20 protein-coding genes are annotated in these 23299 nt (G+C 64.3%); 2 read left to right on the top strand and 18 right to left on the bottom strand.

What is annotated here, in order from left to right; translation table 11 throughout:
* Positions 1 to 173: 173 nt before the first annotated feature.
* From ahcY to SCD90_RS00865, 11 genes are all read right to left on the bottom strand, one after another.
* A complete protein-coding gene (ahcY, locus tag SCD90_RS00915; RefSeq protein ID WP_319842735.1) occupies positions 174 to 1589 on the bottom strand; it encodes an adenosylhomocysteinase in 1416 nt (471 codons plus the stop codon).
* Between the two features lie 128 nt (positions 1590 to 1717).
* Positions 1718 to 2065, bottom strand: coding sequence for a DUF2019 domain-containing protein (locus SCD90_RS00910; protein ID WP_319842734.1), 348 nt, complete (start codon positions 2063 to 2065; stop codon positions 1718 to 1720).
* Between the two features lie 314 nt (positions 2066 to 2379).
* A complete protein-coding gene (locus SCD90_RS00905; protein WP_319842733.1) occupies positions 2380 to 2787 on the bottom strand; it encodes a hypothetical protein in 408 nt (135 codons plus the stop codon).
* 141 nt (positions 2788 to 2928) lie between these two features.
* Positions 2929 to 3459, bottom strand: coding sequence for an REP-associated tyrosine transposase (locus SCD90_RS00900; protein WP_319842732.1), 531 nt, complete (start codon positions 3457 to 3459; stop codon positions 2929 to 2931).
* Positions 3460 to 3564: 105 nt separating this feature from the next.
* Complete coding sequence (locus SCD90_RS00895) at positions 3565 to 3699, bottom strand: hypothetical protein (RefSeq protein WP_319842731.1); 135 nt, start codon at positions 3697 to 3699, stop codon at positions 3565 to 3567.
* Positions 3700 to 3924: 225 nt separating this feature from the next.
* Positions 3925 to 5793: a YbaL family putative K(+) efflux transporter gene (gene ybaL, locus SCD90_RS00890; protein ID WP_319842730.1), complete on the bottom strand. Its 1869-nt coding sequence runs from the start codon at positions 5791 to 5793 to the stop codon at positions 3925 to 3927.
* A gap of 74 nt (positions 5794 to 5867) precedes the next feature.
* Positions 5868 to 6191, bottom strand: a complete 324-nt coding sequence (locus SCD90_RS00885) for an HPr family phosphocarrier protein (protein ID WP_319842729.1) — start codon at positions 6189 to 6191, stop codon at positions 5868 to 5870.
* On the bottom strand, positions 6188 to 6589 hold the full coding sequence (locus SCD90_RS00880; RefSeq protein ID WP_319842728.1) for a PTS sugar transporter subunit IIA: 402 nt from the start codon (positions 6587 to 6589) through the stop codon (positions 6188 to 6190). Before SCD90_RS00880 ends, SCD90_RS00885 begins: the two co-directional genes overlap by 4 nt.
* Positions 6590 to 6635: 46 nt before the next feature.
* Positions 6636 to 7139, bottom strand: a complete 504-nt coding sequence (locus tag SCD90_RS00875) for an HPr kinase/phosphorylase (RefSeq protein ID WP_319842727.1) — start codon at positions 7137 to 7139, stop codon at positions 6636 to 6638.
* A complete protein-coding gene (locus tag SCD90_RS00870) occupies positions 7136 to 8833 on the bottom strand; it encodes a sensor histidine kinase (protein ID WP_319842726.1) in 1698 nt (565 codons plus the stop codon). The genes SCD90_RS00875 and SCD90_RS00870 overlap by 4 nt, the downstream gene beginning before the upstream one ends.
* A 105-nt stretch (positions 8834 to 8938) precedes the next feature.
* Complete coding sequence (locus tag SCD90_RS00865) at positions 8939 to 9646, bottom strand: response regulator transcription factor (RefSeq protein ID WP_319842725.1); 708 nt, start codon at positions 9644 to 9646, stop codon at positions 8939 to 8941.
* 164 nt (positions 9647 to 9810) lie between these two features.
* Between SCD90_RS00865 and SCD90_RS00860 the strand changes: the two genes are divergently transcribed.
* Positions 9811 to 10569, top strand: coding sequence for a HugZ family pyridoxamine 5'-phosphate oxidase (locus SCD90_RS00860; RefSeq protein ID WP_319842724.1), 759 nt, complete (start codon positions 9811 to 9813; stop codon positions 10567 to 10569).
* Here the strand turns inward: SCD90_RS00860 and SCD90_RS00855 are convergent.
* Together SCD90_RS00855 and SCD90_RS00850 are read right to left on the bottom strand one after the other, a co-directional pair.
* The gene (locus SCD90_RS00855) at positions 10544 to 11965 is read right to left on the bottom strand and encodes a sodium:proton antiporter (RefSeq protein WP_319842723.1); all 1422 of its coding nucleotides are present in this window, start codon (positions 11963 to 11965) and stop codon (positions 10544 to 10546) included. The genes SCD90_RS00860 and SCD90_RS00855 overlap by 26 nt on opposite strands.
* Complete coding sequence (locus tag SCD90_RS00850; RefSeq protein WP_319842722.1) at positions 11962 to 14268, bottom strand: ATP-binding protein; 2307 nt, start codon at positions 14266 to 14268, stop codon at positions 11962 to 11964. The genes SCD90_RS00855 and SCD90_RS00850 overlap by 4 nt, the downstream gene beginning before the upstream one ends.
* Before the next feature lie 212 nt (positions 14269 to 14480).
* Here SCD90_RS00850 and SCD90_RS00845 point away from each other — a divergent pair, with 212 nt between their 5' ends.
* Positions 14481 to 17279 carry a phosphoenolpyruvate carboxylase gene (locus SCD90_RS00845; protein ID WP_319842721.1) on the top strand — a complete coding sequence of 933 codons (2799 nt, stop codon included), beginning with the start codon at positions 14481 to 14483 and terminating at the stop codon, positions 17277 to 17279.
* A gap of 22 nt (positions 17280 to 17301) precedes the next feature.
* Here the strand turns inward: SCD90_RS00845 and SCD90_RS00840 are convergent, their stop codons facing one another.
* From SCD90_RS00840 to SCD90_RS00820, 5 genes are all read right to left on the bottom strand, one after another.
* The gene (locus SCD90_RS00840; RefSeq protein ID WP_319842720.1) at positions 17302 to 18468 is read right to left on the bottom strand and encodes a GGDEF domain-containing protein; all 1167 of its coding nucleotides are present in this window, start codon (positions 18466 to 18468) and stop codon (positions 17302 to 17304) included.
* Between the two features lie 101 nt (positions 18469 to 18569).
* Complete coding sequence (locus tag SCD90_RS00835; RefSeq protein ID WP_319842719.1) at positions 18570 to 19037, bottom strand: YaiI/YqxD family protein; 468 nt, start codon at positions 19035 to 19037, stop codon at positions 18570 to 18572.
* Between the two features lie 286 nt (positions 19038 to 19323).
* The gene (locus tag SCD90_RS00830; RefSeq protein WP_425265627.1) at positions 19324 to 21093 is read right to left on the bottom strand and encodes an NADPH-dependent assimilatory sulfite reductase hemoprotein subunit; all 1770 of its coding nucleotides are present in this window, start codon (positions 21091 to 21093) and stop codon (positions 19324 to 19326) included.
* A 43-nt stretch (positions 21094 to 21136) separates the two neighbouring features.
* Positions 21137 to 22891, bottom strand: a complete 1755-nt coding sequence (locus SCD90_RS00825; RefSeq protein ID WP_319842718.1) for a diflavin oxidoreductase — start codon at positions 22889 to 22891, stop codon at positions 21137 to 21139.
* A 91-nt stretch (positions 22892 to 22982) separates the two neighbouring features.
* Positions 22983 to 23207 (bottom strand): sulfurtransferase TusA family protein, encoded by a 225-nt coding sequence (locus SCD90_RS00820; protein WP_319842717.1) that lies wholly within the window; start codon positions 23205 to 23207, stop codon positions 22983 to 22985.
* Positions 23208 to 23299: the final 92 nt, after the last annotated feature.

The raw sequence follows: 23299 nt of genomic DNA, 5'->3' as shown, positions 1-23299 counted from the left end.
ACGCCTCGCCGATCCACTGGCCGCACCCCACGGCCACCCCCCGAATCGGTTTCAATGTACCTGCATCGCGACTCGCGCCCAACGGTTCGTGGCGAAGGCGAGTCTAAAAAGAGAAACGGGCCCGTCGCCGGGCCCGTTTCTGTGGATAAGGTTAATTTTGCCTGGCGGATCGCTCAGTAGCGATAGTGATCCGGCTTGAACGGGCCGGTCTGCGGCACGCCGATATAGGCGGACTGCTTGTCGGACAGCCGGGACAGTTTCACGCCCACCTTGTCGAGGTGCAGCGCCGCCACCTTCTCGTCGAGGTGCTTCGGCAGCACGTACACTTCGCGGCCGTAGCGCTCCGGGTTCACGAACAGCTCGATCTGCGCAAGCGTCTGGTTGGTGAACGAGGCCGACATCACGAAGCTCGGATGGCCGGTGGCGTTGCCCAGGTTCACGAGGCGGCCTTCGGACAGGAGGATGATGCGCTTGCCGTCGGCGAACTCCACCTCGTCCACCTGCGGCTTCACATTGTGCCACTTCAGGTTCTTCAGCGCCGCGACCTGAATCTCAGAGTCGAAGTGGCCGATATTGCAGACGATGGCGCGGTCCTTCATGGCCCGCATATGCTCGATGGTGATGACGTCGACATTGCCCGTCGCGGTCACGAAGATGTCGGCGCGCGGCGCGGCATCTTCCATGGTCACCACTTCATAGCCTTCCATGGCCGCCTGCAGCGCGCAGATCGGATCGACCTCGGAGACGATGACGCGGCAACCGGCATTGCGCAGCGAGGCCGCCGAGCCCTTGCCCACATCGCCGAAGCCCGCGACCATGGCCACCTTGCCGGCCATCATCACGTCCGTGCCGCGGCGGATGCCGTCGACCAGGCTTTCCTTGCAGCCGTAGAGATTGTCGAACTTCGACTTGGTCACCGAGTCGTTCACGTTGATGGCGGGCCACAGCAGCAGGCCCTTCTTCTGCATCTCGTAGAGACGATGCACACCCGTGGTGGTCTCTTCCGTCACGCCGCGGATGGCCTGGGCGCATTTCGTGTAGAAGCCGGAGCCGGTGGCGACGCGCTTCTTGATGGCCGCGAACAGCACTTCCTCTTCCTCGTTGCCGGGGGTGTCGAGGAAGGCGGTGTCGCCGGCTTCAGCCCGGGCGCCGAGATGGACCAGCGCGGTGGCGTCGCCGCCATCGTCCAGGATCATGTTCGGCACGCCGCCATCGGCCCATTCGAAGATCTTGTGGGTGTATTCCCAATAATCGACCAGGCTCTCGCCCTTGATGGCGAACACCGGCGTGCCGGACGCTGCAATGGCCGCCGCCGCATGGTCCTGCGTCGAATAGATGTTGCAGGAGGCCCAGCGCACATCGGCGCCCAGCGCCTTCAGCGTCTCGATCAGCACACCGGTCTGGATCGTCATGTGCAGCGAGCCCGCGATGCGCGCGCCCTTCAGCGGCTGCGACGGCCCGAACTCCTCACGCGTCTTCATCAGGCCGGGCATCTCGATCTCGGCGATCGTCAGCTCCTTGCGGCCCCAATCGGCGAGGCCGATATCGGCAATGGCGTAGTCGTTATTGGGCGCGGCGTGGACGTTCATGCGGGCTCTCCTGCGGATTTGGCGGGCTGTGTAGCACGCGCAGGAATGCCGGGCAATGTTGGTATAAAGATGTCTTTATGTGGGGCGGGACGCTTAGTGAGGCGGTTCGGTAGAGCGCTAGTCGCTTCTCACTTCGGTACAAAAATTCCTTCTTCGAGGTTCCTGATCGACATTCCTGCTTCGCCTGCCGCCGGATAGTCACCCGATTCAGCAATGAGCTGAAGTTGACGCCGTCCTTCGACCGGCTCAACGGCCAGCGAAGACTTAACAGCATTCAACCGAACCTGCATGTTGGGATGGTCATAAAGCTGCGCCAGAGCACGTCTTTCATCTCCTGGGCGGCTCTTCAGTTCATCTGATATCGTTCTTAGTACATCGAATATGCGATTGATCTTTCTTTGCTCGTCGTAGAGCCAAGCCTGATCCTGTTCCAAGGAGTAGGCTTCGAACTGATCCACCAGATCTGGCGTCGTCATACTAGGCAAATTCATTCGGCTGCTCATGGCAAGAGAACTCCGTGATCAATTAGAATACTCAGACCAACCTTACGTCTTGTTGCCCAATCTTTGTCTTTCAGCCAGTCTCGAGGGGACATGTCGCCATAATCGATATCTTGAGCCAATGACCTGCCGTGACCGTGATCCGGATGCGCGGATCTCTCAGCAAGAGCTTCAATCCAGCCTGTTGCGTAGGGTGGGCAAAGGCGCGACGCGCCGTGCCCACGCCTTACCGCCATGTCGATGATTAATGGTGGGCACGCTGCGCTTTGCCCACCCTACATCTCCTGCATCTACCGGCGCAGCCTAGTCGTCAGCGGTGCCAGGCCGTGCATCCTCATAATATAAATAACGAAAATTTCTGGAAAGTAGGATCTATGCAGTCCATCGATGATTTCGTGCTGGCGCAGGTACAGGCCCATCTTTGGCCATGACTCTCCGCCTAGAGCATCCAAGGTGATTACGACTTCCCAATTATCGAAGTCGGTGAGTGTCCTTCTTAAAGAAGTGATCACCTCAGGAGAGAGCAATGCGAGATCCATGATAGTGACGACGTGTTGATTTGAGCCCCAATTTTCATCAAAGACCCAGTACCTCCCGAGATCCCAGTCGTCGGGTCCAAACACCCTCAGTATACGCTTGAGACGACGATACATCCGAAGCCAGTCGCACTGTTGCTGGAGGTTTGCGTGATCGCTCATCAATCTCTCCCTCGTGGTGCTCTCTTATCCAGCAAGCGTAGGGTGGGCAAAGGCGCGTAGCGCCGTGCCCACGCCTTCCGGCCCCGCGCCACCCGTGGTGGTGGGCACGCTGCGCTTTGCCCACCCGACGGCCTTACGCCGTCACTCTCCGTAGGTGCCGGGCATGTCGCGCATATCGCCTCCCCAATCCGGCGGGAGATGGCCACGCGAGACGTAACGGTGGAAGCTGCTGTGCGGCCAGTCGGCCACGCGCGGCACAAGCCCATGGCGCACCGGATTGAAATGCACGTAGTCGATGTGTCGATCGAGGTCGGCATCGCTCCTGACCGTGTGTTCCCAGTAGCGCCTCTGCCAGATGCCCTTCTCGCGACGCTCCACCTTGGGGGCGGATCTTGACGGCGCGGCAGGAAGGCTACGTGAGAACCCGGCCTTGATGAGGCTCCAGCGCCGCGGGTATTCGCCGTCACCGTTCGGCAGTCGCCACAGCGCGTGGAGATGGTCCGGCAGAACGCAGATCGCGATGGTTTCGAACGGCAGCCGCTCCTGCACCGTCCTGTAGGCCCTCCGAAGCACATCGACGTGGCGCACAAGCGTGTCAGCCCGGCGGTCCGCGAGGGTGACTGTGAAGAAGAACGTCCCACCCGGCAGGAATACGCGGCGATAGGTCGACATATCTGAGCACTCGCAGGGTGGGTAAAGGCGCGAAGCGCCGTGCCCACAATGCCAAGATGAAGCTAGTGGGCACGCTTCGCTTTGCCCACCCTACGATGGTACTCCTCAATCCACCTTGATGCCCTTTTCGCCGATGCTGATGTTCAGCGTGTTCTGGTCGCGCTCATAGGCCTGGTAGGCGAAGACACCGACGACGGCGACGAGGACGATGATGACGGCGATGAGGACGGAGCGGGACATGGCGGGTTCCTGAATTCCTGCGAGCGGCCGCGCCTGCGCGCGTCCGGTGTGAAAGGTTGGTCGTCTCCCGCTGTACCCCATCCGTCCGGCCACGGGTATGGGGCGCGGCCTTCGCCGGGACGCCGGAATGTGCGGCCGGGCCCGAACCACCCCATTCGCAGCGCGCCCCGGCGAAGGCCGGGACCCATACGCCCCGAAGCCGCGGACAGATCGACCCGAGCGCCGCTAGGCAGGCACGCGCGCCGCCTGCGGAACGTCGACGTCCACCGACGTCGCCCCTGTGTCGCCCGGCACCTCGCCGATCGCCGCCTTCACGCTGTCCGTAACCGGCCCCGAGCCATCCGGCCCGTCCTGCGCGGGCATGGAGCTATCCCGATCCACGCCGCCCAGCACATGCGCCGTCATCGCACTGGCGATCTCCCGCTCTCCCATGATGACATGGGTCGCGCCGCGCTGTTCCAGATAAGCGATCTCAGCGTCGTTGTGGGCGCGGGCCACGATGTCGAGCCCGGCATTGGCGGCGCGGGCGCGCTCAATGAGGGCGCCGGCCTCGAATGCGTTGGGCACGGCGCTGATGAACCAGGTGGCGCGGGCGAGGTCTGTGGCTTCCAGCATGCCGCGTTCGGCGGCGTTGCCGAGGATGGCCGGCACGCCGCGTTCCCTCAGTGCCTCGACCCGGTCGCCGTTCTCCTCGACTACGAGCAGGGGGATGCCGCGCGCGATCAGCGCCTCGCCGATCAGGCTTCCGACGCGCCCGAAGCCGATCAGCACCGCATGTCCGGAGAGGTCGAAGCTCGGCAGTTCGGTGGTTTCCTCGTCCGGCTTGGCGGTGGCGTCCTGCGCCGGCTCCTCCACCCCGGCCTCCTTCTCGGCGGCCTTCACCTTGGCGGACCAGCGGTCCAGCACGATGAAGAAGACGGGGTTGAGCAGGATGGAGACGATGGCGCCGGCAAGAATGAGATCGCGCCCCTCGTCCGGCAGCAGGCCAAAGCCGGTGCCGAGCGCGGCCAGGATGAACGAGAACTCGCCGATCTGCGCGAGGCTGGCCGCGATAGTGGCCGCCGTCAGTTGCGAATGCCCGAACAGCCGCACGATGCCATAGGCCGCGAGCGTCTTGCCGACCACGATGATCAGCACCGTCGCCAGCACCGTGACGGGATGGGAGATCACGATGGTCGGGTCGAACAGCATGCCGGCGGACACGAAGAACAGCACTGCGAACGCATCGCGCAGCGGCAGCGTCTCCTGCGCGGCCTGATGGCTGAGCTGGGACTCGGCGAGGATCATGCCGGCGAAGAACGCCCCCAGCGCAAAGGACACCCCGAACAATTGCGCGGAGCCGAAGGCGATGCCGAGCGCGATGGCCAGCACGCCCAGCCGGAACAGTTCACGCGAGCCGGTGTGCGCGATGTAGTGCAGCACCCAGGGCACGACGCGGCGGCCGACCACGATCATCAGCGCCACGAAGGCCAGCAGCTTAGCGCCGGTGAGGAGAAGCGATTGCCACAGGTTCAGCGGTCCGAAGAAACCCGCGAGCCCCCCGGCTCCCGCATCGACCGCCTTGCCGCCGAGCATCCCCGACAAGGCCGGCAGGAGGACGAGGGCGAGCACCATCGCGAGGTCTTCGACGATGAGCCAGCCCACCGCAATGCGCCCGCGCTCGGTCTCCACGAGCCGGCGCTCCTGAAGGGCCCTCAGCAGGACCACAGTGGAGGCGACCGAAAGCGCGAGGCCGAAGACAAGGCCGCCGCCAAGACCCCAGCCAAGGGCGTAGGCGAGCCCCACGCCGAGCGTTGTGGCCAGAGCGATCTGCGCGATGGCTCCGGGAATGGCGATGGCCCGCACCGCGAGCAGGTCCTTGAGGGAGAAGTGCAGGCCCACGCCGAACATCAGCAGGATGACGCCGATCTCGGCCAATTCGTTGGCGAGGCCCTGATCGGCCACGAAGCCGGGCGTGAAAGGGCCGATGAAGACGCCGGCCAGCAGATAGCCCGCGAGCGGCGGCAGGCGCAGGCGGTGCGCGATGGCACCCAGAACAAAGGCGATGCCCAGGCCGGCGACGATGGTGGCGATCAGCGGCGTGTGATGAGGCATCGGTCTCCGGGCAGGCGAGGGATTGGGAGCTTTCCTATAGTAGGAATCCCCTGCGGCTGCCGAAACCCGAAGAACTACTCGTCTTCGCCGAATTTGTCGGCGAGCAGCGCCTGCAGCGCATCAAGGCACTCGCGCGCCTCCACCCCTTTGGCGGTTACGGTGATGGTGCTGCCGATGCCGGCAGCCAGCATCATGAGGCCCATGATCGAGGTTCCACCGACGGTCTCGCCATTGCGGCTGACCGTGGTTTCGGCCTCGTACAGTTCCACGCATTGGACGAACTTCGCCGATGCTCGGGCGTGCAGGCCCCTTTTGTTGATGATGCTGAAGTCGCGGCTGAGGACGCCGTCGGGCGTCTGGAATGCAGCGGGCCGGCCCGAGGATCCCGAAGGGTTCATTTGCCGGCGAGCACGCGGCTCGCGACCGAGATGTATTTGCGCCCGGCATCCTGGGCCTGGGCCACGGCCTCCGAAAGGACCAGTTCGTCGCGCACCGAAACAAGCTTCACCAGCATGGGAAGATTGATGCCGGCGACGACCTCGATCTTGCGGCCGTTCATGCACGAGATCGCAAGATTGGAGGGCGTGCCGCCGAACATGTCGGTGCACACGACGACGCCCCCGCCCGTTTCGACGCGAGCGCAGGCGTCCATGATATCCTGTCGACGATTTTCCATATCGTCTTCAGGACCAATCACGACGGTCTCAATCTGGGACTGTGGGCCCACGACGTGCTCGAGCGCTGCACGAAATTCGCAGGCGAGCCGCCCATGGGTTACCAGGACGATGCCGATCATCTGTTCCTCGGGGCGTGCCCCATATGTCGGTACGCCCGGTCCGGCTTCAAGAGAGGCCAGTCTTTCCATTATGTTCCCGCGGCGCAAGGGGTTCATATCCGTGAAGCACGAAATGGTCGTGCTTGAGAATGGTCAGTATAGCCTCGAAAGCAGTTTCTACGAAATGTGTTCGCAAACGCGGCACTGTGACGCCCCACAGGCTTTCGCTTCGGTCCGATGCTGCAGGCAGACGCGGCACCTCCGAGACGGGGACCAGGTCGACGATCAGGCCGATCTTTTCCTCAGGCGTGTGTTGCACCCGGGCGATACCAAGGCCCCGAATCTCCAGCAGGCCCGCAAGCTCTGGAGGAGCTCGTCCGAACAGTTCACCTTCTCGTCTTTCGATGAAGGTGCGGTCGTCGGCCACCAAGGCTGCCCTGTAGCCGTGGAGCGGCCCGCGCAGCAGTAAGATGTGCGCGAGGCGCGACTTGCCGGCACCTGACGCGCCGCGAATCAGAACGCCTATCCCACCAACCGATACAAAGGATGCGTGGACGCTTGTGTCGCTCATTTGGAGGCCGCCGGCAGGCGCAGGATGAAGCGGGCACCCAGGCGAAGGGGATCGTCAAACTCATCGTGTTCGGCCGGATGCACCCGGTTTTCGGCCCAGAGGCGGCCTCCGTGCGCTTCTACGATCTGCTTGGAGATCGAGAGCCCGAGACCGGAATTCTGGCCGAAGCCCTGTTCCGGGCGGTCCGTGTAGAAGCGCTCGAAGATCCGCTCGAGCGCGTCGGGCCTGATGCCCGGGCCATCGTCCTCGACGACGATCTCGATCTCGTTCTTCACCCTCCGACAGGAAACCCGCACCTCGCCTCTCGGCGGTGAGAAGGAGCGGGCATTGTCGATGAGGTTGGTGATGACCTGGCCGAGCCGCGAATCATGGCCGGACACGAGCAGGCGGTCGCGTGCCTTGCGATCCCTTGGCACTTCGAGCCGAATGACGACGTCGCCATCCCGGCGCACTTCGTTCTGGATCTCGACCACAGCCTCGAGCACTTGCGCAGGGTCCACGATCTCGCGGTCGTTGCGCTGCAGTTCGGCGTCGAGGCGCGACGCATCCGAGATGTCGGAGATCAGGCGATCGAGCCGCCGGACATCGTGCTGGATCACCTCCAGCAGCCGGGCGCGCGAGTGATCGTTCTTGGCAAGCGGCAGCGTCTCGACGGCCGAGCGCAACGAGGTTAGTGGGTTTTTTAACTCGTGTGCGACGTCGGCGGCGAAACGTTCGATCGCCTCAAGGCGGCTGTAGAGCGCGTCCGTCATGTCCCGGAAGGCCGCAGACAGATGTCCAATTTCATCGGTGCGGTCCGAAAAATCCGGGAGGTCGGCTCGCCGGTCAACGCGCTGGCGCACGCGTTCCGCAGCGTTGGCGAGGCGGCGCATCGGGCCGGCGATGGTGCTGGCAAGAAGAACCGAGAGCACCACCATCACAAGCGCCGCGACGAGGAAGACACGGAAGATGCCGATGCGTTCGGCGGTGACGATGTTGTCGATGTCGCCGCCCTGCGTGGACAGCAGCAGCACGCCGGCGATGGCGCGGAACCGCTGGATTGGCACGGCGACCGAGACGACCATTTCGCCGCGCTTGTTCACGCGGGCTTCCGTGGCCGGCGAGCCCTGCAATGCGCGCACGACCTCGGGATATCCCCTGCCGCCGACGAGTTCCTCATAGGTCGGGAGATCCTGCCGGAAGAGCCAGTTCTTGACGGTCTCCACGGTGCGGTCGAGCAGGCGCTTCTCGCCTTCCAGCTGCGGGGAGGGCAGGTCGAAGCGCAGGATGTCCCCGCGACTGTAGAGGCTCTGCGAATCGAGCAGCAACTGCCCGTCGCTGTCATAGATGCGAGCCCGCGTCCGGGTGGGGGAGACCAGCCGGCGCAGCACCGGCGCCACGCGCTCGGGATTGATCGGGAATTCGAGGCTTTCGAGGTTCTCGCCACGCGAGCGGGTCATCTCTCCGGGCGAGATGTTCATCAGCTTGTCGGGATCGACCCACACCTGATTGGTGTCTGCCGTCGCGGAGGCCGCAACCGCTCCGGCGATGATCTCGCCCTGGATAAGCAGGCTCTGGACGCGGGCATCGATGAGGCCCGCCCGGAACTGGTTGAGGTAGAGAATGCCGAACAGAAGAGCGACGAGGCCGGCAAGATTGAGCACGACGATGCGTCGTGTCAGGCTCGAAAATCCGTAGCGGTCGAGCAGCCGCATCAGCGGTCCCTGCGTCCGCCTCCGGGCCGCCTGGGGTGTTGCCCCCGCCGTGCCATCTCCAGGGTGTGCTTCGATGCTCATCGTCTGCCAGCCCTGTCCAGGGCGCTAGACTTCCTTGAACCGATAGCCGACGCCGTAGAGCGTCTCGATCATGTCGAAGTCGTCGTCGGCCGCCTTGAACTTCTTGCGGAGGCGCTTGATGTGGCTGTCGATCGTCCGATCATCCACATAGACCTGGTCGTCGTAAGCCGCGTCCATCAAAGCATTACGGCTCTTCACAACGCCGGGGCGGGTAGCCAAAGCCTGAAGGATCAGGAATTCAGTGACCGTCAACGTCACGCCTTCACCCTTCCAGGTGCAGGTGTGGCGTTCAGAATCCATGACGAGACTGCCCCGCTCCAGCGTCTTGCCCTGGGCGTCGGCGCCTTTCACCGGAGCGCTGCCATCGCGCGCCGCGGCACGGCGCAGCACTGCCTTGACCCGCTCCACCAGGAGACGCTGGGAGAACGGCTTCTTGATGAAATCGTCGGCGCCCATTTTGAGGCCGAACAGTTCATCGATCTCCTCGTCCTTCGAGGTAAGGAAGATAACCGGCAGCTCGGACTTCTGGCGCAGGCGGCGCAGCAGCTCCATGCCGTCCATGCGAGGCATCTTGATGTCGAAGATCGCGAGGTCGGGCGGGTTTGCCTTCAGGCCTTCCAACGCGGAAGCGCCGTCGGTGTAGGTGGAGATGCGATAACCTTCGGTCTCCAGCGCGATCGACACTGAAGTCAGAATGTTGCGGTCGTCATCGACCAGAGCAATGTTTGGCATAACGCCCCTGCTTGCCTCGTCCTTCAAAGATCAGCCTTGAACGCGGGACGAGTGGCTGAAATATGGCCAAATCTACACAGGTCAACAAGATAATGCCACAACCTGCGGATCTGCCAAACTCGCGTATAAGCTTCCCGGCCTCAAGTTTTCGGGGAGACGAGGGTATGGAGAACTCACCAGAAGGCACCGATGAGGACACCGCAGCCGCGGAAATTCGCATACTGCTCAGGTGTGCGCGGCAGGGCAGCCTGGCTACCTTGGACACTGATGCGGGTCATCCCTATGTCTCGCTCGTTCTGGTCGCGACAGCGTCGGATGGCGCTCCCGTAATGCTGCTGTCCTCGCTGGCTCGGCACACGCGCAATTTACTCCAAGATGCGAGGGTCTCGCTTCTCCTGACCCAGGGGGCTGGGGGCAATCCGCTGGTCCGCTCCCGGGTTACCCTGGTCGGCCGCATTGCTGCGGACAACGAGCCGGAAGATCTGGAACGTTTCCTGCTCCGCCAGCCGGAGGCGGCAGGATATGCCGGGTTCGGCGATTTTCGCCTGTTCAGGCTGGAGCCGGAAAGCGCCCATCTCGTTGCGGGCTTTGGACGCATCGAAACCGTCGCTGCCGGCAGGTTCATGATGGCGGGTCCGGTTGCTGCTGCCGCCGTGCGCGGCGAAAAGGGCGCCGTCGCCCACATGAACGCGGACCACAGGGATGCCCTGGCGCTCTACGCCGAGGCGTTTCTCGACGCGCCGGGCGGCGGGCAATGGCAGATGGACGGCTTCGACCGCGACGGCATGGAGATCAGCAGCGAAGGTCGGGTTCGCTACCTGCCATTCCCCGCGCCGATCGACGGTCCCGGCGACCTGCGCCGTACCCTGGTGGCGATGGCCGATCGGGCGCGTCTTCTCACAGGTGGAAGAACAACAGCGTGAGCAGCATGAAGAGCGGGATCAGGATTGCCCCGGACCACAGTATGTAGCCGAAGAAGCTCGGCATATTCACGCCGCGGCTTTTCGCGATGGCCAGAACCATGAAGTTGGGCGCATTGCCGACATAGGTGAGCGCGCCCATGAAGACCGCTCCGCCCGAGATGGCCGCGAGCGTGCTGGTCGCCTGCACCATCAAGTGCTGCGCATCGCCGCCGGCAAGGTTGAAGAACACGAGATAAGTGGGTGCGTTGTCCAGGACGCCGGACAGGAGGCCCGTCATCCAGAAATACATGCTGTCGATCGGTGCGCCCGACGGGTCCGTCACCAGATCGACCAGCGGCGCCGCCGCGCCGTCCCGCCCTGCGCGCAGGATCGCGATCACGGGAATGATGGTGGAGAAGATGCCGGCGAACAGCTTCGCAACCTCGCGGATGGGCTCCCAGTCGAAGTCATTGCCCCGGCGGATCTCGGGCGATGTCACGCGCAATGACACGAAGGCCAGTGCGAGGATGATGCCGTCACGTACAAGATTCTGAAGCTCGACTTGCGTTCCGAAGACGTCGAAGGAGATGCCGGGCTTCCACATGCCGCTCATCAGGATGGCGGCGATGACGCCGATGAGCAGCGGGACATTGGCCAGCCCGATCATGCCGATGCGTCGGGTGTCCGGTGTCGGATCCGGACGGCGCGGCTGCCCTTCCTTGCGGAACATCGCCGTGTCCAGCATGAAGAAGATGCCGAGAAGCGCAACCGCGAGAACGAGCGTCTGGGGGCCGAGATGAACCGAGGTCCAGAAGAACTCCACGCCTTTCAGATAGCCGAGAAAGAGCGGTGGATCTCCCAAGGGCGTCAGCGATCCGCCGATGTTCGACACCAGGAAGATGAAGAACACGACGGTGTGCACATTGTAGCGGCGGTTGTCGTTGGCGCGCAGGAGCGGCCGGATCAGCAGCATGGACGCGCCCGTTGTGCCGATCACGCTGGCAAGCAGCGTTCCGGTCGCGAGCAGGGCCGTGTTGGTGGCGGGGCTGCCATGGATGTTGCCAACGACGAGCAGCCCGCCCGAGATCGTGAACAGCGCAAAAAGCAGCACGATGAACGGGATGTATTCGAGCAGGGCCGCATGAACGAGGTCGTGGAAGGCCAGACCCATGCCGAACGTCGCCGCATAGGGCACCAGGAAGCACAGCGCCCAGAACAGGGCGACCTTGCCGTAATGATGGTGCCAGAAGCTGCTTGCGAGCAGGGGGAACAATGCGATCGAAAGGAGCATGCCCGCGAATGGCAGGCCCCAGAGCGGTGACAGTCCTGCCGTGACGGGCATCCCGGCCGGCACTGCCGCCTCGGCAGCAAATGATACCAGCAAAGCAGGCACGCTGATCAGGAGGAGGCGGATCATGTTGGGCTCGACGCTTCTTCGGTGAAAACTGGCGCATCCAGGACTTCGCGCAGTTTCCGCGCCAATTGGTCCATGGTGAAGGGCTTGGGCAGCAGGTTTACACCGGCGTCGAGCACGCCGTTATGCACCACCGCGTTGCGCGTATAGCCGCTCGTGTACAGCACCGGGAGCCCCGGTCGCCGGCGCAGAACCTCCTGCGCCAGGAGGGGTCCGTTCATCTCGGGCATCATCACATCCGTGAAAAGCAAAGAGATCGACGGATCACCATCCAGCAGCTTCAGCGCCTCCCGGGCATTCTCGGCCTCAAGCACCCTGTAGCCGAGCTCGCGCAGAGTCTCGGAATTGATACGCCGCACATTGGCTTCGTCTTCCACCAGCAGGATCAGTTCCGTGCCGGTCGGCAGGGCCGTTTGTTCCTGCTCCTCCACCTCGTTCAGCGCGCCCATGAAACGCGGGAAGTAGAGCTTCACAGTCGTGCCGTCGCCAAGCTCGCTGTAGATCTTCACATGCCCACGCGACTGGCGGACAAAGCCGTAGACCTGGCTGAGCCCCAGCCCGGTGCCTTGGCCCGGTCCCTTCGTCGTGAAGAACGGCTCGAAGGCCCGGGCGATGACGCCGGGGGTCATGCCCTCGCCAGTGTCGGTGACCGCGAGCAGCACATACTGACCAGTGGGGATGTTGTGATCCGACGAGTACAGCTCGTCGATATGAGCGTTGCAGGTCTCGATGGTGATCTTGCCGCGCCCACCCATGGCATCGCGCGCGTTCACCGCGAGATTGAGCAAGGCGTTCTCGAGCTGGTTGGGATCAGCATGGGTCCGCCACAGCCCGCCGGCCAGCACGGTCTCCAGTTCGATCCCGTCGCCGATCGCGCGCATCAGCAGGTCTGACATCCCCCCCACGAGCCGGTTCGCGTCTACCGGCTCGGGCGAAAGGGGCTGCTGGCGGGAGAACGCGAGCAGCCGGTGCGTCAGCGTGGCTGCTCGCTGCGCCGCTTCGAGCGCATTGTCGGCAAAACGCTCCACATTGGTGCGGCCCATCTGCAGCCGTCTGCTGAGAAGGTCGAGGTTTCCTGTGATCACGGCCAGAAGATTGTTGAAGTCGTGAGCGATGCCCCCGGTGAGTTGGCCCACAGCTTCCATCTTCTGGGCCTGCCGCAATTGCTGTTCGACACGCTCTCGCTCTTCCGCCTCGGCTCGGAGCTTTGCATTGGCGTCCATGAGGTCCGCCGTGCGCGCGCCGACTTCGCGCTCCAGCGCGCCGCTGAAATCCCGCAGTTCCCGCTCCCGCTGGCGCAATGCGTCGGACGCCGCTGCCATGGCGTCGGCTATGCGCTGCACCTCGGGAATACGGGTACGGACAGGCTCCACGGGCTCGCCGCGTCCAAGCTCCGCCGCGCCTGCCGCCAGAAGGCGCATGGGGCGAACGATCCGCCGCGCATAAAACGATGCTGCCAGGACCGACAGCGCCGTCAGGCCAAGCCCGAGCATCGCAAACAGCATCAGGGAGCGGCGCAGCGGGGCATCGAGGGCTGCTTCCGGAACGCCTATGGCGACGCGCCAATCGGAAAACGTGCTTCGGGAATAGGCGCCGAAAATGCGAAGGCCGTCGACCGCCGTGCCGTTCCAGGTGCCCTCATTCGCGTTGGAATTCGACAGGGTGTCGTCTGCGGCGAACTTGTTGGCGAAGTCCTCATGTCGAACGCTGCGAGCCACGATCCGTCCGTTCCGGTCGATCACCCCCACAACCGCAGTGCTCTGCGGGCTTTCCCTCAGGATGATGTCGCGAATGCGCTCCAAGGGCACGCTGAGGCTGAGCATGTATTTGCGCTCGCCGTCCTGCGTGACGGGAATGGTCACGGAAACAAGCAGCAACCCGGAGTTCGGCCCTGTATAAATGTTGGACACGAAGAAGCGGCCCTGCCGCATTGCGGCTTCTTCTCCCTCCACGTTGAAACGCAGGAGGGGCTGTCCGAAAGGCACGCGAACATTCACGACCTGCATGCCTGAAAGATCACGCAGGACGACCGCGGCACCCTTCTGCTCGTACATGCGGGAAGCCTGTGCATGGAACGCTGCCATGTCTCCGGCGGCGAGCGAGGGTGAGAGCGCCAGCACGTCCAGCGCAGCCACCATGTTCGCCAGTTCCCGGTCGACGACGACAGAGATCCGCCGGGCCGCGGCGAGCGCATCGTCTTCCAGGTGCGCGCGTTCGGACGTGGCGAACTGGAACAGCAGGAATCCCGTGAAAGCCAGGATCGGGACCAGCAGCGCCAATGCGAAAAGAGAGAGCTGCCGCCTCACATACTGCCTATGTTCTTTCGGGTCCCCTGACGGGACACGTGGTACGTTGCACTGATATCGGACCACCGGGCCGGCGCAAGCCCATCGGCCATCCCTGATGCGCTTCGCCTTGCCTCAGCCGCTCTTTTGACTTGCGGGCAGAGCCGCGTGTCTAGTAGCCCCCATGGTGTGGCGGTGTTGCGGGCCACGGACAATACCGGATGCGGGAGTGCATGATGCTGAACGAAGTCAACCGTTCGGGGGCCACGTCGCGCCAGACGGCCGATCTTCTGTCGCTGACGGCCCGAATGCGGGAACGTGCGGCGGAAGACCCCTTCGGCAATCCTGTTCTGGCGGCGGCGCTGGCGATCTCGCGCCGGATGGACGACGGTGAGTTGACGGAAGCCGACATCCAGCAGGTCATTGCCGAACTTCGGGACAGCGCCTTTCGCGACCGCGCCGAGCGTCTCGCGCGCTATGTCGGAGGCACCGAGCCGTCGGCGGCCGAGGATGCGTTCCGCACCATCGCAGAACGCCTGACGGGCGCCGACGCCAAGCCCGGCGGACTTGCCCGCAACCGCGCTTTCTTCGAGCGGACCCGCTTTGCGGCCGTGTTCACGGCTCATCCCACGTTCTCCTCGCCCGCACCTGTGTTCCATGCCCTCGCGGAACTCGCCTGCGGGCGCGACACGGAGGAGGCATTCGAGTCCCACCGGCCCAAGACGCCCATCCTTGAGGAAGAATTCACCCAGGCCATCGCGGCGATCGCGAACGGCCGCGATGCGATCGACCAGCTCAATGCCGCCCTTCTGGCCGCCGCGAGCAAGACGTGGCCTGGCGAGTGGACGTCCATCGTGCCGAAGGCCGTCGTCCTCGCCAGTTGGGTTGGATACGACACCGATGGTCGCGTCGACATCAATTGGTGGGACACGTTGCGCCTGCGGCTGCGCATGAAGCGGCTGCAACTGGTACGGCTGGAGGACGCCGTCGAGCATTTTCCGACCGCGACGGCGCTGATCGAAAAGCTGAGGGTCGCCATAGCCTGCGTGGATCGCCAGATCGCCGCGGTGCCGACAAAGGCCGATCCCGAACTGGTGGCCGACTTCGCCAACGAACTGATCAGCCACCGGGAGGGCGCGCTCACCAGCACCAGGCCGCTGATGGCGCTGTTCGAGCAAGCCATCGCCGAAGCCGCTCCTGACGATCAGCTCGCGCTCTCGGTCGCCCGTGCCGGTCTCGCGTCCCACGGGATGTCGCTGGCAAACACGCATGTGCGGCTGAATGCGGCGCAGATCCACAACGCGGCGCGCCTGCGGCTCGGTCTCGAAGACCCGCCAGCCGACCCGTTCCGCCGTCGCGTCCTGCTATCGGCCGTCAACAGCGCCCTGGACCAGGTGCGGGCGACGCCCGTCGACTTCGGCGCCATCCTCGCGGAACAGGCGTCCGCCACCAAGCTGATGATGACCGTTGCGCAGATCGCAAAACACATCGACGGCGAGGCGCCGATCCGCTTCCTCATCGCGGAAACCGAGAGCGGCTACACGCTGCTGTCCACGCTGTGGCTCGCCAAGCTGTTCGGCGTGGAGAAGCATATCGAGATCAGCCCGCTCTTCGAAACCGCGGAGGCCCTGGAACAGGGGTCCCGCGCCATCGAGGAGGCTCTGCGCAGCCCGCACTATCGCGCTTATCTCCGGGACACCAAGAAGCTGGCGATCCAGTTCGGCTACTCGGATTCGGGCCGCTATATCGGCCAGCTGGCGGCGACCTTCCTCATCGAGCGGCTGCGCCTCAAGCTGTCCGAACTGCTGGTCAAGTACGACCTGTCCGAGGTCGAGTTGATCCTGTTCGACACCCACGGCGACAGCATCGGCCGCGGCTCGCATCCGGGCTCGCTGACCGACCGGCTGAAATATCTCTCGCCCTCCACCAGCCGCGCCACCTTTGCGCGCGCGGGCATCTTCCAGCGCAATGAGAGCTCCTTCCAGGGCGGTGACGGCTATCTGCTGTTCGGCACGTCCGAACTGGCCCTGTCGTCCATCGCGCGCATTGCGGAGCACGCCTACGACGTGCTGCCGAAGGGCGACGATCCGATCTATCAGGAGACGGATTTCGCGGCGGACTTCTTCGCCACCATCGCCGCATCCATGCACGAGCTGGTGGAAGACCCCGGCTATGCCGCGATGCTGGGCGCCTTCGGCCCCGCGCTGCTCGATCCGACGGGATCGCGTCCCGCGCTGCGCCAGAGCGATGGCATCGCGGGCCCGGCGGTCATCAAGCATCCGCGCGAACTCAGGGCTATCCTCAACAACGCCATCCTTCAGCAGATGGGCTGGTGCGCGAACACGCTGCAGGGCATCGGGGCGGCGGCCTCGCGCCAGCCGGAACTCTTCCAGGAGCTCTGCGCAAAGAGCCCAAGGTTCCGCCGTTCGCTGGATCTCGTACGCCATGCCCTCGCGCATTCGGACCTCGACGTGCTGCGCGCGGGCATCGCGTTGCTCGACCCCGGTCCATGGCTCGACCGGGCCGCTCATCTCGAGCATCCCGAGGACGCGCAGAACCTCGTCACCGTCGCGCGGGCTCTGGACCAGCTTCATGTCTCTGCCCCGGTGCAGGCCATGTTCCGCCGCATCCAGACGGATTTCGTGCAGCTGCGCGCCGTGTGGCCGCACGCGCCGCACATGCAGAACCGCGAAATGCTGCTGCACGCGCTGCGCATCGCCCTTATCCAGCGCATATGGCTTATCTCGACCGACATACCGGACTTCTCGCCCCGCCACGGGCTGACCCGCTCGGCGCTCCAGATGCGGCTGCTGCAGCTCGACGTGCCGGCGGCGCTGAGTGCGCTCGGCGAGATCTTCCCGAACGAGGCGGACCCCACAGCGGGACGCGATTTCGGCGAGCCCCACGGGCCACGTGCCGCCGTGTCCTACGCCAAGGAGCACGACACAATCTTCAAGCCCATCGGCCGGTCCTTCGCCATGGTGCGCGAGATCGGCACTGCCATCACGCATGAACTGGGGGCGTTCGGCTGATCGGGGCGTTTCAGCCGCCCCGTCAGGCCGACTTCAAGGCCATGGGAGCGGCGAAGACCGAGTAGCGCCCCCGACCGTTCCGCTTGGCATCGTAGAGAGCGGCGTCGGCGTTCTCGAAGAAGGCGACTGCGTCCGGGGCGAGGGATGTGTCCAGGACGGCCAACCCGATGCTGACGCTGACCGGCACATCGGCGCTCTTCCACCTCAGCGGTGTCGCCCGGACGGTGCGCACCACATCGTCGGCGATGTCCTGCGCGTGCCGCAGTGTGGTCGCCGCGAGGACGACGCAGAACTCGTCTCCTCCGAGGCGGATCAGGACATCGTCGGTTCGCAATTGCCGCTTCACGAGATCGGCAATGTGGCGCAGGCTTGCATCCCCGGCGGCGTGGCCGAAGCTGTCATTGATCTGCTTGAGGCGATCGAGGTCGATGATCATCAGGCAAAGCGGCTCCCCCGTGCGGGCGGCGCGCCCCACCTCGGTTGGCAGATGCCCCGCGAGGTAGCGTCGGTTATGAAGCCCGGTCAGCGCGTCTTCGGTCGCCAGGTGGGCGATCTCACTGCGCAGGCGGTCGATCGTCATCATGACGAGGCCGAAGTTGCAGACGACTTCTGAGAACACCAGCCCGAGAAGGCTGATGCTCGCGATCTGGGTCACGGTCGCCTGCGCAACGGGGTAGCCTGCGAGAAGAGCGATGTTCGACAGGCATGTGAGACTGTTGACCGTGATCGCAACGAGGATGCCGGCGCAGGCCATCCCGCTGCCGACGGAACGGCGCCCTTTCGCAAGCAGATGCGCCATGGCCATGCCGAGCGGCAGGATCTGCGCCGCGGTGTAGATAGGATTCCGCCCCCACCACGGATGAAAGCTCGCGGCCATGGCCGCAACGCAAAGCAAGGTGAGCAGCACGGCAACCCGCCATCCCGACGCCTGCCCGTGGAACACCCTGACACCCATCCAGACGCTGAACAGGCCGAACAGGACGAATGCGTTGGCAGCCAAGGTTGGGATCGCGAGCCCGGCATTTCCCTGCAAGGCGAGCACGACGCCGCTGATCACGGAGAGCACACAGGAAGCCAGCCAAAATCGCGCTGGCCGCAAGTCACGATAGCTGACGGCGATCGCAGCCCAGATTGCGCACAGCGCGATCGAGTTCAGGAAAATGACGACATAGAGCGTCAGGAAATCCATGGGATCGGCGTGCGGCTCCGGAGCGCGGCTTCGATGGCGCCCGTATCAGCCGATAAATGCAGGTAGTCGCTTAATAATCCGTCGCTGATACCCGACGTATTCTACCCGAACCCGTCGCGCTTCAGCTTCTGAACCGCACCGTCAAGCGCCTGCAAGAAGTCCGAACGGTCGCGCGGCGAGAATGGCTTCGGCCCGCGCGTGGTCTGGCCGGCGGAGCGCAGGTCGTCCATGAGGTTGCGGGTGGCAAGCGCCATCCCAATGCTGGCGGTGGTGAAGGCGCGGCCGGTGTTGCCGATCACCTCCGCACCCGCCTTCACGCAACGGTCGGCCAGCGGCACATCCTGGGTGACCACGATGGAGCCGGCCGCGGCACGCTCGGCGATCCAGTCATCCGCCACGTCGGGCCCGGCGGGTACGATCACGCGTTCGATCATGGCATCGCGCGGTGTGTTGATGAAGGCGTTGGCCACGACGAAGACCTTCAACCCATACCGCCCTGCGACACGGTAGATCTCTTCCTTTACCGGGCAGGCATCGGCGTCGACAAAGATGGTGATGGGGCCGGGCATGGGACCTCTGGAAACAAGAAGGGCCGCCTTTCGGCAGCCCTTCCATTGTCATACCGCGCTGCGGACAAACCGCAATCAACGCAGCTCAAGCGGTGCGGACACCAGAGGCAGTCCAGACCGCGATGACCAGCGCACGCGGAGAAAGACAATGAGACACTGGATCACCTCCTTTCGGTTGTTGCAGACAGGCAAAGAGTGGGATGCCGATCCTTGCGCCGCGATTGGACAGAATGTCGCAGGCGTGCCCCATCCACAGGCGTGATCAAGAAAGGTGCACTACCGAACCTTATTGAGCTGCGGCCAGGCGCTGCGGGCCTGTGTTGACGTGGAAATCCGGGCCGTTGGTGGTCGCCGCGACATAGCCCTGCCGGATGACGAAATCCGAGAAGTGCTCGCCGCTCTGGCGATTGGCCGCAAAATCTTCGAACAGCGGCTGTAGGGCCTCCAGCGCTTCCTCTTCCGTGACGTCCTTCAGGTACAGCTTCGAGAGCCGCTCGCCGTTGAAGGCCGCGCCGAGATAGAGGTTGTAGCGGCCCGGGCCGGTGCCGACGAAGCCGATCTCCGCAAGATAGGGACGGGCGCAGCCGTTGGGGCAGCCTGTCATCCGAACGATGATCTCCTCCTCGCCCAGCCCGAGCGCGTTGAGGCGTTCCTCGAACAGGGTGATCAGGCTCGGCAGGTAGCGTTCGCTTTCAGCCAGCGCGAGGCCGCAGGTCGGCAGCGCCACGCAGGCCATGGCGTTGCGGCGGATAGCCGACGCTTCGGAGGTAAGGCCGTGCTCCGCCACCAGTTGCTCAATCTGGGCGCGTTTCTCGGGCGAGACATTGGCGACGATGACGTTCTGGTTCGACGTCATGCGGAACTCGCCGTCGTGGATCTCAGCGATGCGGCGCAGGCCCGTCATCATCTGTGCGCCGCCGGGCACGTCCTTGATTCGGCCGTTCTGGATGAACAGCGTGAGGTGGGATCTGCCGTCCTCGCCCTCTGTCCAGCCAAAGCGGTCGCCGGTTCCGGTGAAGCTGAACGGTCGCGCGGGTTCGAAGGGCACGCCGGCGCGCTTGCCGACCTCCTCGCGCCACGCGTCCACGCCCCGTGTCTCGACCGTGTACTTGACGCGCGCATGGGCGCGGTTGGTGCGGTCACCCCAGTCGCGCTGAGTGGTCAGCACGGCCTCGGCAAACTTCAGCGCGTCGTCCGGCTTGCAGAAGCCGAGCACGTTCGCAGTGCGCGGGAAGGTTTCCGTGTTGCCATGGGTCATGCCCATGCCGCCGCCGACGGTGACGTTCCAGCCCTGAAGCTGCCCGTCCTCGCCGAGGATCGCGATGAAGCCAAGATCGTGCGCGTAGATATCGACATCGTTCTGCGGCGGCACCGCCACCACGGTCTTGAACTTCCGCGGCAGATAGGTGTGGCCGTAGATCGGCTCGATGACCTCGGCAGTCTCCTCGCCGCCCGCGATCTTCTCGCCGTCCAGCCAGATCTCGCGATAGGCACCGGTGCGGGGCAGCAGGTGATCCGAGATGTTCTTGGCCAGCTCGTAAGCCGCCTGATGCGTCCCCGACTGGTGCGGATTGGAGGCAGATAACACGTTTCGGTTCACGTCGCCGCATGCGGCGATGGTGTCGAGCAGCACCGAATCCAGCCTCTGGATGGCCGCCTTGGCGTTGGACTTGATGACACCATGGAACTGAAAGGTTTCGCGGGTCGTCAGGCGAAGCGTGCCGTTCGCATAGATGCGGCCGATCTCGTCCATCGCAAGCCATTGCTGCGGCGTCGTCACGCCACCCGGGATGCGCACCCGGATCATGAAGGAGAACGCCTTCTCCAGCTTCTTGCGGGTGCGTTCGGCGCGCAGGTCGCGCTCGTCCTGCAGGTACATTCCGTGGAACTTGACCAGTTGCTGGTCGTCCTCGGAAATCTCGCCCGTCACATCGTTGGCGAGGCCTTCGGCCAGCGTTCCGCGCAGATAGCGGCTGGCTTCCTTCAGGTATTCGTTGCGGGCGAGCTTCTCGGTCATTTCGCGTCGTCTTCCGGCTTGATCGGAAGACCCATCCAGGGGGTTGAGCGATCCTCCGGCCGTGCCGAAGGATGACGGCGTTCTAGTAGACGTCCTGCAGGTAGCGCTTCTCGGCTTCCAGTGCGCGGACGGCAGCCTCGGCATTCTCGGCGCTCAGCGCCTTCACGTCCGCGAAGGCCTTCACCAGCGTGGCGCGAACGTCGCGGGCCATGTTCTTGGCATCGCCGCACACATAGAACTTGGCGCCGCCTTCCAGCCAGTCAACCAGGTCGGTGCGGCGGTGCCACATGCGGTCCTGCACATAGACCTTCTGCGGGGCATCCCGTGAGAACGCCACGTCCATGCGCGCCAGCGAGCCGTCGGCCAGCGCTTCCTGCCATTCCAGCTGGTACAGGAAATCGTGCGTGAACTGGCGGTCACCGAAGAACAGCCAGTTGCGCCCCGAGGCGGCGATGGCGCGGCGCTCCTGCACGAAGGCGCGGAACGGCGCGACACCGGTGCCCGGGCCGATCATGATGACGTCGCGGTCGGGTTCCGGCAGGCGGAAGTGCTTGTTCGGCTTCAGCTTGGCCCGGACGCTCGCGCCCTTCTTCAGCCTGTCGGCGATGTAGGAGGACGTGACGCCCATGCGCTGCCGGCCATGAGTCTCGTAGCGCACGGCGGCGACCAGCACATGCACCTCGTCCTCGAACTCCTTGCGGGAGGAGGCGATAGAATAGGCGCGCGGCGCCAGCGGACGGGTGATGTCGAAGATCTGCTCGACCGAAAGCTTCACCGGATGCGCCGTCACGAGGTCGATCAGCTGGCGGCCGGCGATCCAGTCGCGTGCATGACCCCCCGCGATGAGCGCCTGCACATCCTTGTCGCCGATGGCCGCCGCGAACTTCTCCAGCGTCTTCACCGAGAGCGTCGTGATGTCGCGGTCGCGGATCAGTTCGTCCCTCAGCACGTCGTTCCCGGCATGGCCGGTGGCGTTGAGGATCTCCTCCGCCAGCGCGGGCTCGTTCAGCGGGTAGATGTCCAGCGCATCGCCGGGCTCGTAGGCCATCTCATCCTCGAAACCGAGCGCGAGGTGGATGGTCTCCTTGTCCGAGCGGGAGGAGTTGAGGTTGATGTGGTCGACGACTTCGAGTTCGGCAGGCGCATCCGGCACCACGGCCTGGCGGGCGCCGAAATCGACCTCGATGACGTGGCCGGCATCGGCGGTCTGCGCGGGAGCGATGATTTCGAGCGTGGACTCGATCCAGCCGGCGGCGGGAGCCGCGAAGTCGAGATCGCAATCCACGCGGTCCGCCACGCGGGTGCCGCCAAGAGCTTCCAGCCGCTCGTCGATGTTGCGGCCGATGGCGCAGAAATCGACATAGGCGGTGTCGCCAAGCGACAGCACGCTGAACTGCAGGCCATCCACGCGCGGCGCGGTGTCGCCCATCAGCATTTCATAGGTGTGCACGACGCGGGACGGCGGATCGCCTTCACCCCAGGTGGCGGCGATGACGAGCAGCTTCTTCGCCTTGGTGAGATCCTCTGGCGTGAGGTCGGCCATGTCCACGATGTTTGGCTTGAAGCCCTTCTTGCGGGCGGCCTTGGCAGCGTCAGCGGCCAGTTTCTCCGCGTTGCCCGACTCAGTCGCGAACAGGATCGTCAGCGGCTCGCTTGTCTTCGAGGCACGGGCTGGCTGGGCCGCCTGCGCGCCGCCGCCTGCTTGCGCATCGAGCCCGGCGAGAAACCCCGCGAGCCAGGCGCGCTGGATGGGCGAGGAGGGGGCGATCACGCGGTTGAGCAGCGTGATGTCCTCTTCGCTGAAGGGCGCGGTGCTGGGAATGGGACGATAGGTCATTGGCTCTGGACGCGTTCCGGCTAGGCCCTGAAGGGGCGGCTACACATAGACGATGTGAAATGCGGTGTAATCTACAAAATGTAGAAGTATTTCAAGCTTTCCGGATGCGGAAGACAAGCTGCCCATCTTCCGCAAGCTGATGGACGAGTTGGTCGCCGGTTTGCCGCAGGAGATGGGGAATGTCGATGGCGGCCATCGGATCCGTGACGACGACGTCCAGCACGTCCCCCGGGTGAATGCGCTCCAGCGCCTTGCGTGTCTTCAGCGCCGGCAAAGGACATTTCAGGCCCTTGAGATCGAGGACGGTGTCAGCCATCCCGCTCCGTGCCATGCGGCAGGGGCGGCGGCAAGAGCGCGGCGGCCACACCTAAGGGGGTGCATCGAGAGGTGTTCTCCCCTAGATGAAGG

Source organism: Terrihabitans rhizophilus, from assembly GCF_033898525.1.
GTDB lineage: Bacteria > Pseudomonadota > Alphaproteobacteria > Rhizobiales > Methylopilaceae > Flaviflagellibacter > Flaviflagellibacter rhizophilus.
Note: the sequence above shows the minus strand (reverse complement) of the source record. Positions and strands in the feature narration are given on the sequence as shown.

Bases quoted from the DNA above. Each gene is read 5' to 3' on its own strand.
- SCD90_RS00865 (WP_319842725.1), bottom strand. From the start codon at position 9,646: ATGCCAAACATTGCTCTGGTCGATGACGACCGCAACATTCTGACTTCA.
- SCD90_RS00875 (WP_319842727.1), bottom strand. From the start codon at position 7,139: ATGAGCGACACAAGCGTCCACGCATCCTTTGTATCGGTTGGTGGGATA.
- ybaL (WP_319842730.1), bottom strand. From the start codon at position 5,793: ATGCCTCATCACACGCCGCTGATCGCCACCATCGTCGCCGGCCTGGGC.
- SCD90_RS00895 (WP_319842731.1), bottom strand. From the start codon at position 3,699: ATGTCCCGCTCCGTCCTCATCGCCGTCATCATCGTCCTCGTCGCCGTC.
- SCD90_RS00885 (WP_319842729.1), bottom strand. From the start codon at position 6,191: ATGAACCCTTCGGGATCCTCGGGCCGGCCCGCTGCATTCCAGACGCCC.
- SCD90_RS00870 (WP_319842726.1), bottom strand. From the start codon at position 8,833: ATGCGGCTGCTCGACCGCTACGGATTTTCGAGCCTGACACGACGCATC.
- SCD90_RS00910 (WP_319842734.1), bottom strand. From the start codon at position 2,065: ATGACGACGCCAGATCTGGTGGATCAGTTCGAAGCCTACTCCTTGGAA.
- SCD90_RS00900 (WP_319842732.1), bottom strand. From the start codon at position 3,459: ATGTCGACCTATCGCCGCGTATTCCTGCCGGGTGGGACGTTCTTCTTC.
- SCD90_RS00840 (WP_319842720.1), bottom strand. From the start codon at position 18,468: ATGGATTTCCTGACGCTCTATGTCGTCATTTTCCTGAACTCGATCGCG.
- SCD90_RS00835 (WP_319842719.1), bottom strand. From the start codon at position 19,037: ATGCCCGGCCCCATCACCATCTTTGTCGACGCCGATGCCTGCCCGGTA.
- SCD90_RS00905 (WP_319842733.1), bottom strand. From the start codon at position 2,787: ATGAGCGATCACGCAAACCTCCAGCAACAGTGCGACTGGCTTCGGATG.
- SCD90_RS00855 (WP_319842723.1), bottom strand. From the start codon at position 11,965: ATGATCCGCCTCCTCCTGATCAGCGTGCCTGCTTTGCTGGTATCATTT.
- SCD90_RS00825 (WP_319842718.1), bottom strand. From the start codon at position 22,891: ATGACCTATCGTCCCATTCCCAGCACCGCGCCCTTCAGCGAAGAGGAC.
- ahcY (WP_319842735.1), bottom strand. From the start codon at position 1,589: ATGAACGTCCACGCCGCGCCCAATAACGACTACGCCATTGCCGATATC.
- SCD90_RS00820 (WP_319842717.1), bottom strand. From the start codon at position 23,207: ATGGCTGACACCGTCCTCGATCTCAAGGGCCTGAAATGTCCTTTGCCG.
- SCD90_RS00845 (WP_319842721.1), top strand. From the start codon at position 14,481: ATGATGCTGAACGAAGTCAACCGTTCGGGGGCCACGTCGCGCCAGACG.
- SCD90_RS00860 (WP_319842724.1), top strand. From the start codon at position 9,811: ATGGAGAACTCACCAGAAGGCACCGATGAGGACACCGCAGCCGCGGAA.
- SCD90_RS00880 (WP_319842728.1), bottom strand. From the start codon at position 6,589: ATGATCGGCATCGTCCTGGTAACCCATGGGCGGCTCGCCTGCGAATTT.